General features: G+C 33.3%; 22 protein-coding genes. 7 read left to right on the top strand and 15 right to left on the bottom strand.

The window, feature by feature from the left end; all coding sequences use genetic code 11:
- The first annotated feature begins 60 nt into the window (after positions 1–60).
- Positions 61–978: an AraC family transcriptional regulator gene (locus F0460_RS09245; protein ID WP_150012492.1), complete on the top strand. Its 918-nt coding sequence runs from the start codon at positions 61–63 to the stop codon at positions 976–978.
- A gap of 32 nt (positions 979–1,010) precedes the next feature.
- On the opposite strand, the gene F0460_RS09250 is transcribed toward F0460_RS09245, so the two are convergent.
- Entirely contained in the window at positions 1,011–2,792 is a 1,782-nt protein-coding gene (locus tag F0460_RS09250) for a hypothetical protein (RefSeq protein WP_150012494.1), read from the bottom strand.
- 165 nt (positions 2,793–2,957) lie between these two features.
- Between F0460_RS09250 and F0460_RS09255 the strand changes: the two genes are divergently transcribed.
- Together F0460_RS09255 and F0460_RS09260 are read left to right on the top strand one after the other, a co-directional pair.
- Positions 2,958–3,998, top strand: a complete 1,041-nt coding sequence (locus F0460_RS09255) for a threonine aldolase family protein (protein WP_150012781.1) — start codon at positions 2,958–2,960, stop codon at positions 3,996–3,998.
- Between the two features lie 15 nt (positions 3,999–4,013).
- Entirely contained in the window at positions 4,014–4,508 is a 495-nt protein-coding gene (locus F0460_RS09260) for a hypothetical protein (protein WP_150012496.1), read from the top strand.
- Positions 4,509–4,602: 94 nt separating this feature from the next.
- Here the strand turns inward: F0460_RS09260 and F0460_RS09265 are convergent, their stop codons facing one another.
- Positions 4,603–5,481: an NAD(P)H-binding protein gene (locus tag F0460_RS09265; RefSeq protein ID WP_150012498.1), complete on the bottom strand. Its 879-nt coding sequence runs from the start codon at positions 5,479–5,481 to the stop codon at positions 4,603–4,605.
- Between the two features lie 80 nt (positions 5,482–5,561).
- Here F0460_RS09265 and F0460_RS09270 point away from each other — a divergent pair, with 80 nt between their 5' ends.
- Positions 5,562–5,924, top strand: coding sequence for a winged helix-turn-helix transcriptional regulator (locus F0460_RS09270; RefSeq protein WP_150012500.1), 363 nt, complete (start codon positions 5,562–5,564; stop codon positions 5,922–5,924).
- A 56-nt stretch (positions 5,925–5,980) separates the two neighbouring features.
- Here F0460_RS09270 and F0460_RS09275 read toward each other — a convergent pair whose 3' ends face one another.
- The 6 genes from F0460_RS09275 to F0460_RS09300 all read right to left on the bottom strand — a co-directional run bounded on the left by F0460_RS09275 (position 5,981) and on the right by F0460_RS09300 (position 10,735).
- Positions 5,981–6,997, bottom strand: a complete 1,017-nt coding sequence (locus F0460_RS09275; protein ID WP_150012502.1) for a bestrophin family protein — start codon at positions 6,995–6,997, stop codon at positions 5,981–5,983.
- A gap of 9 nt (positions 6,998–7,006) precedes the next feature.
- A complete protein-coding gene (locus F0460_RS09280) occupies positions 7,007–8,611 on the bottom strand; it encodes a Na+/H+ antiporter (RefSeq protein ID WP_150012504.1) in 1,605 nt (534 codons plus the stop codon).
- Between the two features lie 161 nt (positions 8,612–8,772).
- A complete protein-coding gene (locus F0460_RS09285) occupies positions 8,773–9,297 on the bottom strand; it encodes a DinB family protein (protein WP_150012506.1) in 525 nt (174 codons plus the stop codon).
- 3 nt (positions 9,298–9,300) lie between these two features.
- Complete coding sequence (locus F0460_RS09290; RefSeq protein ID WP_150012508.1) at positions 9,301–9,672, bottom strand: DoxX family membrane protein; 372 nt, start codon at positions 9,670–9,672, stop codon at positions 9,301–9,303.
- Between the two features lie 10 nt (positions 9,673–9,682).
- A complete protein-coding gene (locus F0460_RS09295; RefSeq protein WP_150012510.1) occupies positions 9,683–10,072 on the bottom strand; it encodes a VOC family protein in 390 nt (129 codons plus the stop codon).
- An 87-nt stretch (positions 10,073–10,159) separates the two neighbouring features.
- Complete coding sequence (locus F0460_RS09300) at positions 10,160–10,735, bottom strand: Crp/Fnr family transcriptional regulator (protein ID WP_150012512.1); 576 nt, start codon at positions 10,733–10,735, stop codon at positions 10,160–10,162.
- 122 nt (positions 10,736–10,857) lie between these two features.
- Here F0460_RS09300 and F0460_RS09305 point away from each other — a divergent pair, with 122 nt between their 5' ends.
- From F0460_RS09305 to F0460_RS09315, 3 genes are all read left to right on the top strand, one after another.
- Complete coding sequence (locus F0460_RS09305; RefSeq protein WP_150012514.1) at positions 10,858–12,042, top strand: YifB family Mg chelatase-like AAA ATPase; 1,185 nt, start codon at positions 10,858–10,860, stop codon at positions 12,040–12,042.
- Positions 12,043–12,333: 291 nt separating this feature from the next.
- Complete coding sequence (locus F0460_RS09310; protein ID WP_150012516.1) at positions 12,334–13,737, top strand: phage integrase SAM-like domain-containing protein; 1,404 nt, start codon at positions 12,334–12,336, stop codon at positions 13,735–13,737.
- Positions 13,738–13,794: 57 nt separating this feature from the next.
- Entirely contained in the window at positions 13,795–14,265 is a 471-nt protein-coding gene (locus F0460_RS09315; protein WP_150012518.1) for a hypothetical protein, read from the top strand.
- Here F0460_RS09315 and F0460_RS16185 read toward each other — a convergent pair.
- From F0460_RS16185 to F0460_RS09345, 7 genes are all read right to left on the bottom strand, one after another.
- Entirely contained in the window at positions 14,262–14,399 is a 138-nt protein-coding gene (locus F0460_RS16185) for a hypothetical protein (RefSeq protein WP_190304130.1), read from the bottom strand. The two genes, F0460_RS09315 and F0460_RS16185, sit on opposite strands and share 4 nt — an antisense overlap.
- 48 nt (positions 14,400–14,447) lie before the next feature.
- A complete protein-coding gene (locus F0460_RS09320; protein WP_150012520.1) occupies positions 14,448–16,778 on the bottom strand; it encodes a hypothetical protein in 2,331 nt (776 codons plus the stop codon).
- Between the two features lie 30 nt (positions 16,779–16,808).
- Positions 16,809–17,318 (bottom strand): DUF6712 family protein, encoded by a 510-nt coding sequence (locus F0460_RS09325; RefSeq protein WP_150012522.1) that lies wholly within the window; start codon positions 17,316–17,318, stop codon positions 16,809–16,811.
- Entirely contained in the window at positions 17,296–18,459 is a 1,164-nt protein-coding gene (locus tag F0460_RS09330; RefSeq protein ID WP_150012524.1) for a hypothetical protein, read from the bottom strand. Before F0460_RS09330 ends, F0460_RS09325 begins: the two co-directional genes overlap by 23 nt.
- Positions 18,459–18,878 (bottom strand): hypothetical protein, encoded by a 420-nt coding sequence (locus F0460_RS09335; protein ID WP_150012526.1) that lies wholly within the window; start codon positions 18,876–18,878, stop codon positions 18,459–18,461. Before F0460_RS09335 ends, F0460_RS09330 begins: the two co-directional genes overlap by 1 nt.
- An 82-nt stretch (positions 18,879–18,960) precedes the next feature.
- Positions 18,961–19,488 carry a hypothetical protein gene (locus tag F0460_RS09340; RefSeq protein WP_150012528.1) on the bottom strand — a complete coding sequence of 176 codons (528 nt, stop codon included), beginning with the start codon at positions 19,486–19,488 and terminating at the stop codon, positions 18,961–18,963.
- Positions 19,489–19,551: 63 nt separating this feature from the next.
- Positions 19,552–20,421 carry a hypothetical protein gene (locus F0460_RS09345; RefSeq protein WP_150012530.1) on the bottom strand — a complete coding sequence of 290 codons (870 nt, stop codon included), beginning with the start codon at positions 20,419–20,421 and terminating at the stop codon, positions 19,552–19,554.
- Positions 20,422–20,434 lie beyond the last annotated feature (13 nt).

Genomic DNA, 20,434 nt, shown 5'->3' on the forward strand with positions numbered 1-20,434 from the left:
ATTTGTGTCAAAAAATAGTAAATTAGTGCCAATGTGTAGTAAATATAAGTTTTGTACCTCATGAATTCATCAATCAGCAGCATATACAATAGGGGAAAAGTTGTTACGCCCATAGAAAATAAATTGAGCTTCCAGACCGATGAGCTTGATCTGCATTTGTTTGAAACAAAGGTGAAAACATCGGGTTTTGCTTTGGCTTTTGATGAAATTTCATTGATTACCATGCTTTCAGGGAAAAAGGTAATGCATTTTAATAGAGAAGATTCGTTTGAATTTTTGCCCGAAGAATCCTTGGTGCTTGATAAAAAACAGGGAATGAATATTGATTTTCCCGAAGCCGAATACGATAATCCTACACGATGTCTGGCATTGATTATTTCGCCTGATGAAATTAAGGAAACGCTGATGCAGCTTAATGAAAGCACTCCGAAAATTGATCATACCGAATGGACGGTTGACAGTTCAACTTTAAAATTCACGAACAACCAGTTACTTAACAATAATATTGAACGTATTATTATGTTGGCATCTTCAAACTCCGAATACCGTGATGCATTGGGGAAATTAATGACCAAGGAATTGATAATAAATTTGCTGCAGTCTAAAGCACGGGATTTTCTGTTGGAGAAAACTGATTCTTTGGCAGGCAATAATCAGTTGGCTTTTGCAATTGAGTATATTCGGAAAAATCAGGATCGACAGCTTACTGTGGAAGAAGTTGCAGAAAAAGCCCACATGAGCAAATCGACTTTTTACCGATATTTTAAGCGACACACAGGCAGTACGCCTAATGAATTTATCCTATCAGAAAAAATTAAACAGGCTAAATATCTGTTGGTAAATACGTCACAATCGGTGTCCGAAATTGGTTTTGCATTGGCGTTTGCTTCATCAAGTCAGTTTATTAAGCATTTTAAAAGCATAACTGGCTTAACACCTTTCAAATTCAAACAAAGCAGCGACGCTTTACTGAGATAATCATTAAAACATCGCCGCTTGTGAAAAGTATTTTATTTATTTAAAAGTTCTCTTTCAATTTCATGTAACTGATTTTCGATAGAACTTTTATCTGCACAAAAATAAACTGTATCGTTTTCAAATAAATCCTTGTAGTAGGCAATTCCATCCAATAAATTTTTACGGATTTTCTCCTGTTTTTTCATTTTAAGATCAGATTGTTCTGCTTCGGCAATTTTTTGCTCTTTTTTGTAATGATCCAAATACATTCTTAATTCCTTAATAAAGACATGTGGTCGGTTTTCAACCTCGATGATATTTTCACGACCATAAATATGATTCACCATTTGTTTTAACGATACTTCTTTGGTAAAATAAGCAATATTTGGTCCCGGACAAATCACAACGCCTTGCTGTTCGCCTTTTACAGGCAGTTGGTGATCCATTAAAGCAGCATTTGCCAAACCTACACACAAACAGGCTTTTTCGGTAATTTCTGTAAAATGTTCCTGATAGGCTTCGGTGCTAAAATTCATATCATTCAATTCTGCCAATGCTTTCTGCTGGTATTTTCGCGATGCCGTGCAAAGACCTTCTTCTGAATATTTTTTGTTCAATGCCAGATATTTTCGCGGGCACGAACTTCCTTCTTTATTGTTGGCAATTCGTTCCTGTTTTATAAATTCGTTGGTAGTTCCCTTAATATTGTTAAACGGAACGCCCAAAGGCGAAATAGTGCTTAAATACAAATCATCTTCTTTAGCCGATGCCAATAGATTTCTTGTATCTTGGTCTGTTGAGGTTGCTTCGGGAACTAGTAAAAATGGCGATCCCCAACCAACGGCATCTAACTGATAATGTGCTAAAAGAAAATCGTGTTCTAAAGCTGTACCAACACCGCCTTGCGCAGTAATTTTAATGTTTAAAGGTTGTTTTGGAACGTGTTTTCCTTTTTGATCTAACGCTTTACAGAACAGTTCGTGCATAGAAACTGTGAGATCTTCGCGTTTTTGTTTGAATTCTTCTAAAATAGTTCCCATTAAAAAACCATCGGTAGCAAATGCGTGTCCTCCACAGTTAAGTCCTGATTCTATGCGATATTCCGAAACCCATAATCCTTTTTTTGCCAAGAAACTCCCTTGTATAGATGCTGAACGATAATCGCTTACTTTTAAAATAATTTTTTTCTGAAGCTGATTTTGTTCATCAGGATAAAAAGCATCAAAACTTTCAAAATAGCCAAACAATCTCGGATTCATTCCTGCAGATAAAACTACCGACGCATTAACCGTACTTTCAGCAAACCCGCGCAAAGCAGAATGCGCATCGTTATAAATTGCCGGACGAGGTTCTTTGTTTTCGTAGGTTTCGCGATCTACCTTGGTCATAATATTAACATCGATAGATCCGGGTGAAAGGTGTTGATCTAGAAAAGCTTTTAATTTTGTAAGCGGTTCACTGCCTTCCAAATGTTTTTGCAGATTTTCTCTGATTTCTGAAGTATTTGGTAAAAGATCAATGTAATTTTTTACAGCTTCTTTGTTTCGAATCAACTGATCCTTTAAATGTTCAAATTTCTGTTTAACAATGGTATCTAGCGTATTAAGGTACGAAGTTATTCTCTGGGCTCTGAAATCTTCTGCCTTTTTGCTGATTCCCTTATACGGAAGCTGGAACTTTTTTGTGTACAAACGGTTCATCTGCTCAATAAGTTCGTCATCCATCACCGAAATAACTGATGAAATTCCGTAATGCGCCACGCGAATCGGCGTATCAATCGTATAAGCAAGGCCCATCACTGGAATGTGAAAAGTATGTATATTGGGAATTTTCATGAAAATGATTTTTATGTTGCGAAGTTTTCTATAAAAAATAGTTTTTTTACTGATAAAAATCATTGTAAATACAATATCACAATTGCGATTTGATCTTTAAATATTTCAAAAAGCGTATTTTTGAATAGATCAATCATAAAAAACGATCACCGAAACCGTAATTCTATGTATAATTTTAGAAATGATTATTCCGAAGGCGCACATCCAAACATCCTTCAAAAGCTTATCGAAACCAATTTACAGCAACAACCAGGCTATGGCGAAGATGAATATTCTTTGCAGGCTAAACAGATTCTTCAACAGAAAATTGAAAATGATGATGCTGCCATTTATTTTGTTTCTGGCGGTACGCAGACCAATTTGTTGGTGATTTCGGCATTGCTAAAAATTCACGAGGCGGTTATCAGTGCAAATACGGGACATATTTTTTCGCATGAAACCGGAGCGATCGAAGCTGTTGGGCATCGAATAATCACAGTGGAATCATCAAACGGAAAATTGCAGCCTGAAGCAATCCAAAATGTTCTAAAAGAATATACTTTAAGACCGCATGTTGTAAAGCCAAGAATGGTTTATATTTCGAACGCAACCGAGATCGGCTCAATTTACAATAAGGCAGAACTTTTTGAGTTATCGGCGTTTTGTAAGGAAAACAATTTATTGCTTTTTATGGATGGAGCGCGTTTGGGAAATGCGTTAATGGCAGAAAATAGCGATGTATCATTGGCAGATATTTCTCAATTGACCGATGTTTTCTACATTGGCGGAACAAAAAACGGAGCTTTGTTGGGCGAAGCTATTGTGTTTAATAATCAGTCATTAGCACCTGAATTTGATTATGTGCTGAAACAGAAAGGTGCATTGCTGGCAAAAGGACGTTTGTTAGGGATTCAGTTTTTGGAATTGTTTAAAGATAATTTGTATTTTCAATTGGCTAATCACGCCAATACAATGGGCAAAAAAATAGCCGATGCCGTAAATGAATGCGGATACTTGTTTTTGACCGATCCTGTTACCAATCAGATTTTTCCTATCCTGCCTAAAAAAGTAATTGTGCAGTTGGAAACTAAATATCTTTTCTATCAATGGAAAGAAATAGATGCCGAAAATACCGCAATCCGACTAATAACTTCGTGGGCAACTAATGAAGAAATTGTGAATGAATTTATTACCGATTTAAAGGAAGCGTCGTACATTGATAAATAACTTAACAGCAAATCAATGATGAAAAAAATAACATTTATAGCGAAAATAATAGGTGTTTTTATGTTCTTATTTTGCAATCATTCAATAAAAGCGCAGGTCTTTAGTTTAGGCGCAAAATATGATAAAGCGGCAATGTTTCAAGCATCATTTAATGTTCCTGTGCTGTTTGATAAATACAAACCTTACGATTTTGCTTTTGGGTTAGATTATACTTCGCCAAACGCAAAAGCACCGTCGGGTTTACAGCCACAGTTTACGGCAATGTATTTTTTGGTTGACGATAAGTATAAATCTTACAATATTTCTGCGGGAATTACAAGCGGTTATTTGTTCGATTTTAATAAAGAATTCAATAACCAGTTTCGTGTTAGTCCGTATGTTTACACGGAAGTTTTTCCGTTTACTATCAAAGTAGGGCATGAGTATGTGATGCCGCTTAATCAGGGACAGTTTTTTATTTCGATAGGAATTGGCGGCGGATATTTGTTTCGACATTTTAGTATTATGTAATAGATCATCATATCAACTAATCGAATTTTAGGTGTGATGCAAAATCAATAAAAAAAAAGTGAACTTTAAAAGCTCACTTTTCTACTGTTTATCATTAGAATTTCATTGCATATTCATTGGCAAAATCTTCCAGTTTAATATTTCCATCAGTTTTAGCACCAGTTTTTTCAAAATCAGCAGCAATTTTTCCACTTTTCAGGCCAGCACCCATATCGGTATATAATTGAGCGATTTCAGCAGGAACACCAGCTTGTATCATTCCGTTTAAAGCTTCGTCATCAGAAAATTCAACCCAAGGAAGTTCTGGTTTTCCAATATATTTTCCAATATTTTCAGCTATATCTGCAGCCGAACGAAAATCACTCACAATATAACGGATGTTTTTTCCTTCGGATGTTTTCTGTAATTCTTCAGCAGCTGCAATAGCAATATCATGCGGATGAACCAAAGGTATTTTTGTATTTTCCGGAAGGTTCGACCCCATAATTCCTGCATTCTTAATCATTGGAACATCGTTGTAATAATTCGTGTAAAAATATCCTGCACGCAAGAATGTGATATTTGTGTTTTCTAAACCGTTATAAATTTGCTCGATATGAAACAGACCTTCAATTGGCCCGGTTCCGTTTGGTAAATCTGCGCCAATGCTGCTTAACATCACCACTTTTTTAATATTGGCTGTTTTAAATGCTTCTGCAAAAGCTTTACCTGCGTTGGTTGTATTTGCAACTACATTTTGTCCGCCTAAATTGGGTGGCGTCATTGCAAAAACGGCATCAGCACCAGTAAAAGTTTGCGTTAAAAAGTCGGCATCGCTTACAGAACCTACAGCAGCAACTGCTCCTAATGCTTCAATTTCACTTTTTCGATCAGCCGAACTTGTTACAACGGTTACTTGATTTCCTGCGCTTAACAATTCAGTTGTCAATTTTTTTCCTATGTTCCCTAACGAACCGGTTACGATTATTTTCATGGTAAAATATTTTTTATTTATAAATACAAAGTTATATTTGTACTTACTATTATACAAGTACTTACCCTAAAGTATGTATTATGACAGCAGTTAAGAAAACATCGACCATTCAGGAAAACAAACAGATTGCACTAGAAATGTGCCCCGTAACTTATGTTATGGAGAAAATTGGAAGTTATTGGAAGCCGATTATTTTGTATCACCTTTCTACAAGCGATAAGAGATACAGCGAGATAAAAAGAGCCATTCCTGCGATTACTGAAAAGGTATTGATTCAGCATTTAAAACAATTGGAAACAGACGGATTGATTATTAGAGAAGCCAAACCGGTTGTGCCACCGCACGTTACCTACAGTTTAAGTACTTCGGGAAAAGGACTTTTTCCTGTGATCGATGCAATGGCTAAATGGGCAATAGAAGCACAAAAAGGCATTTTTGTTTAGAGAATTAATTCGTAAATCGACTTTTATTTTTCAATTTAAAACAAAATATAAAATACTTATAAAACGATATTATTTTGTGGTTGAATTGGCGCAGGTAAATCTGTTTCGCCTAACATTTCCCTTAAATCAATTTCGATATTTCTGCTGATTTGTGTGATGGGAATATCATTTGCGTTTCCTTCGAAAGGATTTTCGGTACTTTCACCGATTTGTTCTAAAACCAGAAAAACCCAGCCTAAAATTACGCTGAAAGGAATAGTAAGCCAAATAATGTGTTCGCCCGATTTTTCGATCATTTTAGAAAATTCGCCAATAAAACCAAGTGGCAAAAGGATGCAGAACAAGTTGGTAAAATAAATATTAATGCTTGAAAACTGACGCGGATAAGGAAAGTTTTTAATACGCTCGCATTTGCCTTGTTGGTCGTACAAATCTTTCAATTGATTTGAAAGCGCTACATAATTGTAATCGGAAATTGTACCTTGCTGGTTTAGTTTTTTAATGGCTTCCGATTGTTTTGCGATCAATTGCGTAGCTCGATTTTTGGTTGATAAAATATAGTTGAGTTCTTTTTCGTTTAAGAAATTTTTTAATTCATCACTCAAGTTACTTTCCCATTCAGGAACTTTGTAATACTGCAAATATTCTTTGTTATAACTTTTTGTTTTTATGTTTTCCCAGCTTTTAACTTCTCGTAATTGATAGCGCAAAGCGGTAAGCCATGCGAAATGACGGTAAATTATGGCTTGATGTATTATTGCAGTTTCGGTTTCGTTATCTGTTCGCACAAAATCTTTTACCATGATTCCGAAAGCTCTGCTGCTGTTGATGATCGATCCATAAATTTGTCTGGCTTCCCACATTCTGTTATATGTTTGGGTATTTTTAAACCCGGAAATAAAGGCTGTTGCTGTTCCAAGCAAAGCAACCGGAACCCACGGAATTGCCAACCATTTAAAATCTAAAAAATAGAATAATAGCGTTGGTACAATACTTAATAAAAGCATTTTGTATATTTTAGTACGCGTCCAAGGAATAAAATGCAGCAGTTTATAATGGCTTGATATATTCATAAGGTTGAATTAATGGTTGTTACCGCTTATTTTTAGCTCGTCAAGATCCAGTTGCAGTTCGGCTTTTCTAATTTCTTCATCAGTAAAGAATTTTTCTTTTCTTAATTTAAAAAGCTCTTTTCTTTGCAAATTGTAAATTTCTAATAATGTGTGATGGTAAACTTTAAGATCTTCGGTAGTATTTACACAAAGTTCTAACGATGTTAGTTTTAGCTGGGTATTGTTTATTTCTTTTTCAAGATTAGATTTAAAAATACCAATAAGTTCATTCTTATTATTATTGTCATGTTTGGTGTTAAGTACATTCAGCGCGATACCATGCAGTCGTAATTTTATACCTGCCTGTTGCTCTTCTTCGGAACTAATACTATCAATCTCTTCTATTTTGATCAATTTAATAACAAAAGGTAAGGTTAAACCCTGCAAAACAAGTGTAATGAAAATAACTACAAATGTTATAAAAATGATGAGGTTTCGTTGCGGAAACGCCACATTGTCTGTAAGCATGATTGGGATTGATAAAGCGGTTGCTAATGAAACAACTCCGCGCATTCCCGCCCAGCCAATAACTAATGGTCCTTTCCAACCCGGTGAAGGATCTTTCCTCACTTTTGCACTTAACCAACGCGGAATGTGTGCTATAGGGTAAACCCATAAAAAACGCAGAATAATAGTAATAATGCTTATTATGATTCCGTATTTAATTCCATCGGCAATAGAATAATTTCCTAAACCATGAATAATTTCCGGTAATTCTAATCCTATCAAAATAAAAACCAAGGCATTCATTACAAAAATAACGGTTGTCCAAACGCCTAACATGTTTAAACGCGTACTGCCTGTTTTAAAGATTTCGTGCGAACGGTATGACATGAATAAACCACCGCTTACAACTGCCATTACGCCTGAAAAATGAAATTGTTCTGCTGCAAGAAATAAAATGTAAGGAGTCATTAACGTTAGCGCTGCATCAATAGCGGGTGTTGTAGGAAAAAACCTGTGAATGAAGTACATAATGTGTGCGCCTGCCAAACCTATTACAATTCCCATTATCGATACAATAAAAAACTGACCTGTGGCTTCCTGCATAGAAAACGTTCCGCTTATTACGGCAACTAACGCAAATTTAAAAACGATAAGCGATGAAGCATCGTTAACCAGACTTTCGCCTTCTAAAATGGTCATGATTCTTTTAGGAACTTTCATTCCTTTTAAAACGGTTGCAGCAGCAACGGCATCGGGTGGCGATACAATACCGCCTAGCAGAAATCCTAATGCAAGCGTCATTCCGGGAATGAATAGGGTAGAAGTATACGCAATAACACCTGAAGTTAGAAAAACCAAACCGAATGCGAGTAAAGCAATGGGGCGTTTCCATTTCCAGAAATCATTCCATGAAGTATACCATGCTGCTTCATACAGCAACGGCGGTAGAAATATAAGGAAAATTAAATCGGGTTTAAGATGCAGTTGAGGTACTCCGGGAATAAAACTGATGCCCAAACCTGCAATTACCAAAAAGATAGGATACGCAATTTTAATGCGTTGTGCCAACATTACCAATAAAAAAACTACAAATAATAGCCCAAGTATTAGTAGTAGATTATGATGCATAAAAGTGTGTTATTAAGCAGATGTTTAAGCGGCTAAATTAATTATTTAATTTACATAATTTAAAATTGCCTTAAATTTATAAGTAGCATGTTTTTGCTATTTTTTTTTGCCTAAAAATCAAACACTTTTATGCATTTGTAAGTTAGTTGAAAATCTTTTTTTTAATATTTCATATCAAGATCAAAATCATATTTCATGGCATCGTAACCCAGAATTCTACGCATTAAACCCATTTGTCCGCACAGATAATCTTCTCGTCCAATGCACATGCCTACAAAGTTTAATACATCTTCCGGAAAAAACTCAATGTTCATTCCCATTGGGAACGCTCTGTTTAATTCTTCATCGGTTACCTGTAATAATCTTTGATAAACAAGTGGCGATATTCTGTGGAAATCTGTAATAAGATCTTGTAATGAAGGATATGCTAAACTTTCGTCTAAAGCTTTTCCTTGAAAGAAGAAATCTTTGTATTTAAATTCTTCGGCTAACCCCAGAACATTTCCCATTGCGTAACGCATATCCAAAAAATTTCCGACCATCCAGATGATATGATTCGTTCTTCCTTCGATTCTTTTTAAAGCATCTTCTTCTGAAATACTTTCAAGAACCATTAAAAAACTTTGACTATGCCCGCGAAAAGCAGGAATAATAATGTCTAATTTTTGTGATTTTGGATTGTCCATAATTTAACTGATTAAATGTTTGATTTTTTCTTTATTGTCAATCAGCATCCAAATGTTGATTAGAAAAAATACACCGGCAATAATTAAACCTTCGGGCATAAAGGTTGAATTATGGCACAAAATACCAATCATTACAGGAAAAATCATTACGGCACCTAACGCTCTTGTTTTTGGCATAAGCACTAAAATGCCCGAAAGAATTTCTATGGTTGCAACCAATGGTAAAATCCATTTCAAAGTCATCATGGCTTCGTTAATTTTCATCATTTCTGCCGGTATTTCGGGCATTGGCATGTAATGGAAAAATTTATCCATACCTGCATTGATCATCATTAACCCAAATAATACAAAAAAGATTGTTTTTACAATTTTCATAGCTTTAAATTTAATTCATTGAATATAAACCGACTGTATTTCCTTCAGAATCTATAATAATCGAGCAAAAACCATATTCGCCGATTGACATTTTTGGTTGATGAATTGTTCCACCGGCATCAACAACTCTGCTTTCTTCCACAGCGCAATCCATACAGCCAAAATAAACAATAGTACTGTTTCCACCTGCTTGTAAACCGTCCATCTTTATCAAAGTACCCGATGCACCTATTCCGTTTTCAGATCCAGGAAAGCATCTCATTGTCATTGGAGCATCGCCGGGAACGGGCATTTCATCTAATTTTAAGTTAAATACCGTTTCATAAAATTTTGTGGCTCTTTCCATGTCATCAACATAAATTTCGAACCAAGCTACAGGATTAAATTTTTTATTTTCCATTTTTTTAGAGTTAGTTTAAACCAAATGTAGCTTATTTTTTAAGATGTGTAACTTGTCTTTTGGCAAGAAATCAATCAATAGTTCAAGTTATATTTTTAAAATATCTTTTCGAATTCTACTTAATGATGTATCGGTAATTCCTAAAAAAGAAGCAATCTGTTTCAAAGGTGCATTTTGAATGATTTGCGGTTTTTCTTTAAGAAGTTTCAGATAACGGTTTGTGGCGGTTTCAGTAACAATATCAAGCGATTTTTGCTTTAACGAGAATACTTGTGTGGTAAACCATGATCTTCCCCATTCGGAAAAACCAGGTACAGAATGAAACAAATGTTGAAACTTATCAAAATCTATTTTCCACAAAACGCAATCGGTCACAGTTTGCAAAGTTTCTTGCGATGGGATTCGCTGAAATAGGGAAGAAGGCACGATTACAATATCATTTTCGGCAAAAAATTCTGTGGTAATTTCGTTATTGTTATAGTCGTGCACAAAAGAACGAACAATTCCTTTCTCTAAAAGATAATATTCATTAGAGATTTCTCCGCTTTTTAAAAGAAAATTTCCCTTTGCAATTTCTGTTTTTTCATGTGCTGCTGAGATAGCATGAAAGTCTTCTTCTGAAAACAGAAGGTGTTGGTACACCGTATGAAAGATATCTGACATATATTTTTAGCTGAATTATAAATGAAGATAGTAAAATTGTTAAACCGAAGATTATATTTTGTTTAAACATAGTTCATTTTTCATATTTAATTGACTATATTTAGTTTAGAAAAAAATAAACTATGTTGGTTAAAGTTTTTGGTAGCGCCGTTTTTGGGATCGATGCTACAACAATTACTATTGAAGTAAATATTGATAAAGGTATTGGATACCATTTGGTTGGTTTGCCGGATAATGCCGTGAAAGAATCAAGTTACCGTATTGCCGCAGCGTTAGCGAATATTGGCTACAACCTACCGGGAAAAAAAATCACTATAAACATGGCACCTGCCGATTTGCGTAAAGAAGGATCTGCTTACGATTTACCTTTGGCGATTGGTATTTTGGCCGCATCGGGTCAGTTGAAGAAAGACGATTTTTCTAATTGTATGATTATGGGCGAATTGTCATTAGATGGATCTGTTCAACCGATAAAAGGAGCTTTACCAATAGCGATTCAAGCGAAAGTAGATGGATTTACCGAAATATTCCTACCAAAAGAAAATGTTCAGGAAGCAGCGATTGTGCACGGACTGAATGTGTATGCTGTTGAAAATATTGCCGATTTAATCAATCATTTTGAAGGGAAAATCGTACTGAAAACAGTTGAACTCCAAGAAGATAATTTGTTTGATGTAGCCAACGATTTTTCGTTATTAGATTTTGCCGAAGTAAAAGGGCAGGAGAACATTAAACGTGCGTTGGAAATTGCAGCGGCAGGTGGACATAACATTTTATTGATCGGTCCGCCCGGTTCTGGTAAAACCATGTTAGCTAAAAGATTGCCGAGTATCCTTCCGCCAATGACTATTGAAGAATCTTTAGAGACCACAAAAATTCACAGTGTCGTTGGTAAGGTTCAAAATGTTGGGCTGATAAAGAAACGTCCTTTTCGTGCACCGCATCATACTGCATCGTCGGTTTCATTGGTTGGTGGAGGAAGTTATCCGCAACCGGGTGAAATTTCTCTGGCTCACAACGGCGTGTTGTTTTTAGACGAATTACCAGAGTTTAAGCGCGAAGTTTTAGAAGTAATGCGTCAGCCTTTAGAAGATCGCGAAGTAACTATTTCTCGTGTGAAATTCACGGTTTCGTATCCTTCGTCTTTTATGTTGGTGGCAAGTATGAATCCGAGCCCCAGTGGCTATTTTATGAACGATAAAGGATTGAGTCAGTCATCATCAATGGAAATGAATCGGTATCTGAATAAAATATCGGGACCTTTGTTGGATCGTATCGACCTGCATATCGGAATGGCAAAAGCTTAAAAACCTATAAAAACATAGGAATTTTTAAGATTAAAATGTTAAATTTTACATTAATTGAAATTTTTAACAAATTAAAATTTTAAAATAAAACGGTTTTTTTGCTCTTTTAATATGCTGGAGGAAATCTTGGAGGAATTATTATTTGTGGAGGAAATTACGGAGGAATGATGAAACTATCTACAATTAAAGTAAATTCATTTTTACCCCCTCTATATAAAAATAGTTTTCAATTTTCAACAACTTTTTTCAAAACTCCGATATAAGTAATTATTAACTTAATCTTATATCAAAATGGAATTAAAAGATTTTAAATTTTCGTTCAAATTACAGAAAACAACTAATGAATCTAAATCATTAGTTATTAGATTCAACAACCCCCTTACAGGTCAACGAGACCGATGCAAAACCATTAACTTTTTAAAAGTAAAATCTGAAGAGTATATTAATAAAAAAGTAATATCATCAGATAAGAGAAAAGTTGATTTGTTTCAACAAATCAATGAAAACATTGCAAAGTATATTACATTATTAAGTGATTTTAGTCTATTCGATGAAGACGATTTGATGGAGGCAATTGAACAATCCAATACTATTACAACAGCAAAAAAGAATTTGCAAATTTTAATAGTAGATATAATGACTGAATCAAAGAATAATCATTTTAAAGCAAATCCAAATTTAACACCAAAAGCAAAAGAACATTACCCAAATGCTATTAGAAAGTTTGAAGAATTTCAAGCATCTAATAAGATGCAATATACTATACATCATTTAGATTATAAACTGATGATAGCATACGAAAACTATTTATTAAACAACCTTAAACACAAAACAACCACAGCAAGAAATATTGTTGATTACACTAAAAAAATGATTGCTGATTATTTGAGAGAAGTTAATGACTTGATGAAATTGGCATTTTTAAACGGTTATCAATCACCTATAAAAGAAAAGAAGAAAAATACAAAAAAAGTGGTTAAACCTTATTTAACGATTGATGAAGTTTTTTCGATATATGAAACCAATTTTAATAATTATAAGCCTAAAAATCATGAAGAAAAATTGATGCTAAAAAGAATACAAGGACTTAATAATATTAGAGATTGGATTGTTATTGGCTTTCACATAGCACAAAGAATGGAAACACTTCGGGCATTAGATAATAGTCAAATAAAAGATGATAAAATTGTTAATGTCTATCAGAATAAAACCGATAATACAATTTCGCATATCCCGATGTATGGGGCAATGGAGGATTATTTTAGCGATAAAAAAGAGTTTCCATATATGTGTGGTAGAAAGAACGATTTTAATGAGGGAGTTAGACTGATTTGTGAAATTATGGGATTTGATGAAATGATGGTGGGGGATATTCGCCAAAAGGTTGAAATTTATGAAGGACGTGAAGAAATGCGTGATGTACGTGGTGTTTATCCACGTTGGCAATTGGTGGCATCACATACATTAAGAAGGTCGTTTGTAACACACCAACATATAGAAAAGAGACCAGCAGATTTAGGTATGGCAATAACAGGGCACAAAGATTTGAATACTTATAATAAATATAATCAAATGACAGATTATCATAAAGTTGATGTGTATGCACCTATATTAAAAGAACAAGATAAATATACACCTCGCAAAAAGAAACAAATTCTTAAAGACCCAAAAATTATTGAAATGAAAGCATCTTAATAGATGCTTTTTTTAATTTGAAACATTAATATATACTATAAATCTTCTCTCAATTCGATGAATTTAGAAAAAATTATAAGTTCTTTTTTACTTTCAATTTATGTTTTCCTTACACCTCATACTATTGGTATATTATCACTTTTTGCCCTTGTCATAATAAATGGTATAGCCAAATATGTTGCCGTTTGTAATGATGCAGATGTAAGGGTTTGGCAAATTCATAAAATTCTTAAAAGGTCTAAATCTGTTGAATATGTACTATATAGCATCATCGGTTATTCAATTTCAATATTAACGATGACTTTATTACAGATGGTGTTTTTTGCACCAACAATTGTAGTTGGTCAAAATTCAATAGATTTAATTTACCTAATGATTATGCTATGTGTATCACATGTTTTCGGGCAAATATTTAAATCGGTTGAAGATATTGTACAGCACCCATTATTTGGTAAAATAGTTGATAAGATGCCACCATTTATGCAAGAATTTTTTAAAAAGGACAAAGACAAAAAAGATAGCAATTAAGCTATCTTTTTTTTATCTTTAAGAATGAAAAAAATATTAATAGATTTTTGGTTTTGGTTTTGGGGCGATGGTGACACACCACCACACGGCAAAATTCCACCATACACTAAACAGATTATTATTCTATTTTTCATAGGTGTTTTACTTTATGAAGGGTTTAAATATCTGTATAATCTAATATTCTAATTCACTAAAAAATATGGTTCGGCTGTCCATTCTGTCAAACTCAATTTTACATATTTAGTTTGTAAATCTTCATGTGTACAATACAACACAAATCCAACATTTTTATCGCTATAGTTAGCATTTAATGTAGCTTTATCCATTACTGTAGCTACTTCGTTAATTAAAAAATTATTATTGATTTTATCATCAACATATTTTTTTGTAATCAATGAATTATCGGTAAAATTAGCTGAATAATCCCCACCGTAACCAGCTACGCCATATTGTAAAGATGTACCATTTTGATATAATTCATAGGCATTTGACCTAGCCGATACACTTGTGCCGTTTGCAATTGTAAATAAATGATTTGTTGGTGCAATTACGCTAACTTGATTATCTGCTATCTTATTAAATCTACCTAGTAATATTTCACCTTTATGCTTTGGTACTAACTTAACACCAATTGCAGTAATGGTGTCAACAAAGGTTGAAATTTCATTACCTATTATAATTGAATCATTTGGTGCATAAGCCATGCAACCAATAGCAATGGCATTGCGATTTGATTCTGAACCACCACCTATTGCAGTTGATAATTGATTATTAGCTTTTGCACTATAACCAAAAGCACTAGACCATTGATTAGTAGTCATTGCACCACTACCGATGCGTGTCTGTTGGTTTGGATAAACACCAGCTTGTGTTATATCTGTTTGACCTATTTCAGATAATTTTACATCAATTTCATCTCTATTATAAACCTCTGCTTTTGCATAAGTTTGAGTTTTAAAATAAACATCGGCTGGAGCAACATAATGTACTAATTTATCGTCAATTTCAACCTTTGTATATACACTTGTTGTATATGCTTTTTGATTTATCAACTCAACCAATGAGTGTGTATGTCCATCAATTTCATCTTTTGTATAGTATTGAGATAAATCAACATCTACATCAATATTAGCAATTTTATCGTCAACATATTTTTTAGAAACTAATGAATTTTCTGTAAAACTAGTTGAAAAATCTGTTGAATATGAAGCAATTCCATATTGTACAGATGTACCATTATTAAATAATTCATAGGCATTTGAACGAGTATAAGAATTTAGACCATTTCCAACAACAAATAATTCACTACCATTTACTAAATCAGTTTGAATTGCTGAATTAAATTTATTAAAAACACCAATAGCAGTTGCACCATAATTATTAATTTGAAGACCAGCACCTAATGCTGATGAAAAATTTCCACGTGCGTATGAACTTGTACCAACAGCAACAGAATTTAATCCCAAAGCATTTGCCATCATTCCATAAGCTGTAGATGCGTTTACTATTTGTGATTGAAAACCAATTGCAGTTGCATTTAATGTTTTTTGCCCAACTGTATTTAATTTAGTATCAATTTCAGATTTTATATAATAATTGGTTAAGTCAACATCTACATCAATATTAGCAATTTTATCATCAACATATTTTTTACTTACTAAACTATTAGCAGTGAAATTTGCAGAATAATCAGCACCATATGATGCTATGCCCCATTGTGTTGAAGTTCCGTTATTATTTAATTGGTAGGCATTAGAACGATTTGATTCACTTGTGCCATTCCCAACGATGAAAATTTCACTACCATTTGACCATGCTGTTTGTTGACCACCTCTATTATTATATCTTCCTATTGCCAAACAATAAGCAGCATTAGAAAGTGTGTCACCAAATGATACAGATTTTAAACCAAATGCCTTTGCTGTTTCGCCAATTGCAACACCTTTGTTAACCGATGTTGCTCGGTCACCGATAGCAACTGAATTTTCACCAGCTGATGCTCTATGCCCGATAGATACAGAATAATTATTGTTATAATTTTGTATAGAACTTCCAATTGCCACAGCATGTTGACCATTTATGTTAGATACAAAATTTCCAATAGCCACTGAATTATTTCCAGCACCTGTATCTTTGCCAATTGCCACAGCGTATGTTTTTGCCCCCTTTAACCAGCCATCGGGGTTAGGGCTGATAGATAAATCTATTGATTCCGTGCCAATAGGAGTATATTTTGATTCATCTCTATTCTTTAAATAAATTCCACGATTTGGTGCTTTTTCTAAAACCAAAGAATCTTCAATATTACTTTCTAAATCAGCAATTTTTTGATTCGTTTCATTCTCAAATTCCTGTAAATCTTCATTCTTTGCAAATTCTGATAAATCTATATTTGCAATATCACTTTCAATTCCATCAAAAGCATCGTTAACTTTCGTAAAAGCTTGGTAAAGATTATCACCTGTATTTGTGTCTTGACCTTGTCCAAAGTCTATTTTTTCATATTTTGCCATTTTTGGTTAAACATTTTTTTCTTTGATTGGTTACAAAAACCAATTCATTTGGTAACTGCCCGAATTAGCATCACCACAATTTTTTGACTGCAATTCGGGAATATTATATTTGTGCTTTTCTTGGTTAAATCTTAATTCAACGCTTGCACCTAATTGTAGATATTTGCTAGCAATTTTCTCTATATCCAAATTGTCGATAGTTTCCTGATTTTCGGGCGATGCCTTCAAAATTCCGTTATTGCTTATCTTATAATTGTGGAATGATATAAGATAATAAGCACTATAATAAACCAACATATCAACGATGTATTCGTCATAAATAGTTAAGTAATCACCAGCCAAAGAGTCAGATTCAAAGTCATTTTCAATTTTCTTGTATAATTGTTCGCCTAAAATTGTCTTTAAATTACTATCCTGTGCCATCTTAACATAGGGTTTAATATAATCAATATCAATATTACCCGATATGCTTGTCAACCTCGGTAAATCATTTTGATTCAGTAAATAAATTATTTCTTTAGCCATTATTATTTTCTTCATTTTTATCTTCATTTAGCCAAGCAAAATCTTTGAACTTTAAATCAATGTTTGGATTAATGTGTTTAAAAACTTTGTGCAAACCGTTACAAATAGTATTACGCATCGGGTTTACTGTTCTTATATATAATGATTCAACTGCTTGCTTCAATTCCTCTTTACTCGTGCCAAGGTTATGAGATTGTGTAAACCCCGAATGTAATTGTGGTAATGTTGCATGACCTAAAATTAATTTAGATTGTGCTTCTTGTGAGAACAGTGAGAAGGTGTCACTCATCTCATTTGTTGGCAACACTTCGGCTGTCATCGTTTGTTCTGCATTTACATTAAATGATACTATCGTTCTAGCTGTGTTATTAGCACCTGTTAATTCATTTAATATTTTTTGCTTATATTTTTCTCTCAATTCATCTGTAGGTGGTAATAAACCGTTACAGTTTATTATCACACCAGCCGTGAAATTATTATTTGTAAATGTGATTGCAGATTTTATTAACTCGCCCTCCAATTTCGCACATGAAAGTGCTGGGAGGTAGTCACAATTGCTGTAGAAATCTTCGCCCGATGTTCTTTGTACAACTAAAATTTCACGATAAAATTTTTCATCTTCTGTTTGCTTAAACGTGCCATCAAATTTTGGATAAAACTGTTTAGGAAATTGCGATTGCTTATGCAAATTAAAGCTATACCAATAGCCATTGACATCACCAAAATTATCAATTTGTAATAATACTTTTTTAATATTTAAGTATTTAATTTTTTGAATCTGTTCGTCTAATCCCCAAAGAATCTGAAGGGCATAGCCACCGTATTTTTTAAAATCTAATGCGATTAGTTCAATATCTTCTTTCTCTATGTGTTGATAAATATCGTATCCATTTTTATCAAAAAGACCATCGGCTATAATATAGTTCTTTATTGAATTTATGATTGCCGAATTTGTTGGACTAACTTTAAAGCACTCATCAACAAAATCATAAATACTGTTGTTATGTCCATTTTCAACGATATTGTCACGGCTAATAATTGGGTCAAATGAAGGAATTTCAATGTTGAAATTAATTACTTCAACATCGCTATGTTGTGGCTTCTTTCTATTATTATTTAATTTTCTTTTTGCATTAGCATCATTATTAATGTTCATTAATTATAGGTAAATTTTTGGGGTTGCTGATTAGTTACCAGCAATTTGCCATTATAAATAACTTCATCTGAATCATTTATAATTGTCATTTCATATTTGTTATCTATTTTGTAATTAAAATCATTCGCCAAAAAAGATAAATTATATGCTTTTTCTTCTTTTACCAATTGACCAGCAAAAGAATATCCTTTATCAGTTAATTCATCTCGTAAATTAACCGTAACATCTTCACTAATTGTTAAATCAATTCCACCAAATGTTGTGGTTGTAACCTTTATTTGTGTTGAGTTGGCGTAAAAAATAGTTGAATTAGCGAATATTTGAATAGTAGTATTTTTACTCTTTTTTGCTTTTCTCGGAATTAGATAAATGTTAGTAAATACTAGATTATCAATATTTTCTGTTTTTTGAATTTTCATTTAAAAAACTTATTTATAGTATATATTAAATTAGAAAACCGACATATAAAATGTCGGTTTTATTTTTTAAAAGATTTTAATATTAATCATGCAATGTGATATAAGTAGTCATTGCCGAACTAGATAAATACAAAGCAGGAAAACGCTCGGTAGTTGTAATAGTGATAGTGCTTGATGTTGCATCAGTTAATGCTCCACCACTTGCAAGTGCTAAACTCGCTGATGCACCGAACTCGCCACCTACTAATATAACATCACCATTATTCATTTCAATAAAAACATATAAATAGCCTAATGTCATTTGATATAGTTCATTAACAACTGAACTACTCATGGTATTCAAAATAGTAGTTAAAGAACCAGCAAAAGAAGAACTTTTAGTGTTTTCATCTTTGGTTTGAGTTTCTGTCCAAACATTCCCTGTATTCTTTAATTGATACTTATATAATTTGGTGATGACAGTTGGTATTTGTGCTAAAATTCCGTCTGTTGGTCTTTCTGTAATTGCTCTTTTAAATGGTGCAATACTGATTGATTTTATACCACCAGCGTTGTTACCAAAACAATCGTCTTCAATATTAAATCCTTGTGATAAAGTTACACAACTCATTTATTTTTGGTTAATTTTTATAAGAAAGGGTGGGTTATATGCCACCCTTTGAAGTATTTTTTGTTATTCGCTCATTTGAGCCTTGATATAAACAACATCTGTTTTATCAACGATAGCAGTTGTAACTTTGAAATCTGAACGTAATCCAATTTTATGAACTAATTTATCTGTAAAGTCAGCTACTGTAATATTTGTGATATTTGAAGTTAAATCAGATACAACATTTAAGTTACCATGGTTATAGGTTAAAATTGTTCCTTTTGGTAAACCATTTGCCGTTTCAATTTTGTAGCCATCAAAATATGAATCTTCTTGCATGTACCCACGTTGGTCTAATGCACGGTTGTATTTTCTCAACACATCAGATGACACAACAAGTTTAAAGTCTGGTGCTTGCAAAATTTCTTCTTTAGTCGAATCAATCGCCAATTCTAATGCACTTACAACATCTGTTGGTGTTGATAAATCAACCTCATCTGTTGGTGTTAATCCAGTTAAAAAGCCATCAAATTCACCTGTAACAGTTTTGTTACCTGTCCAAAGCAATTTTTCAAATTTAAAACCTAATTTGTTGTTTAAATCTAACATAATTGCATCAACTTCATCTTGAGGTGCTTCAAATGATTGTTTACCATTCATTTTACCAGCCGAATTTCTACGCAAATCTTCTTTACACGCTTCTAGCTGGAACGTAAGTTTTTTTAAGTCAACTCTTACTTCATCAAGAGTTATGTCATTGGTTGGTTCAAAATCACAGATGTAGTCCATTAATCCATCTTCTGCACTTGATTTTCTGATGTAATAAGAATCTGTTCCAACATTTTCTAATGATTTTACTAATCCTTTAGATAAGGTATCGCCTTGCATGAAAATATCAATTAAAATTTCCTCTGCGTATTCTCCTTTATATTCTGTATCTTTATTTACAGCCATTTTTTTCTATTTC

The organism is Paenimyroides baculatum (assembly GCF_008629655.1).
Taxonomy (GTDB): Bacteria; Bacteroidota; Bacteroidia; order Flavobacteriales; family Flavobacteriaceae; genus Flavobacterium; species Flavobacterium baculatum.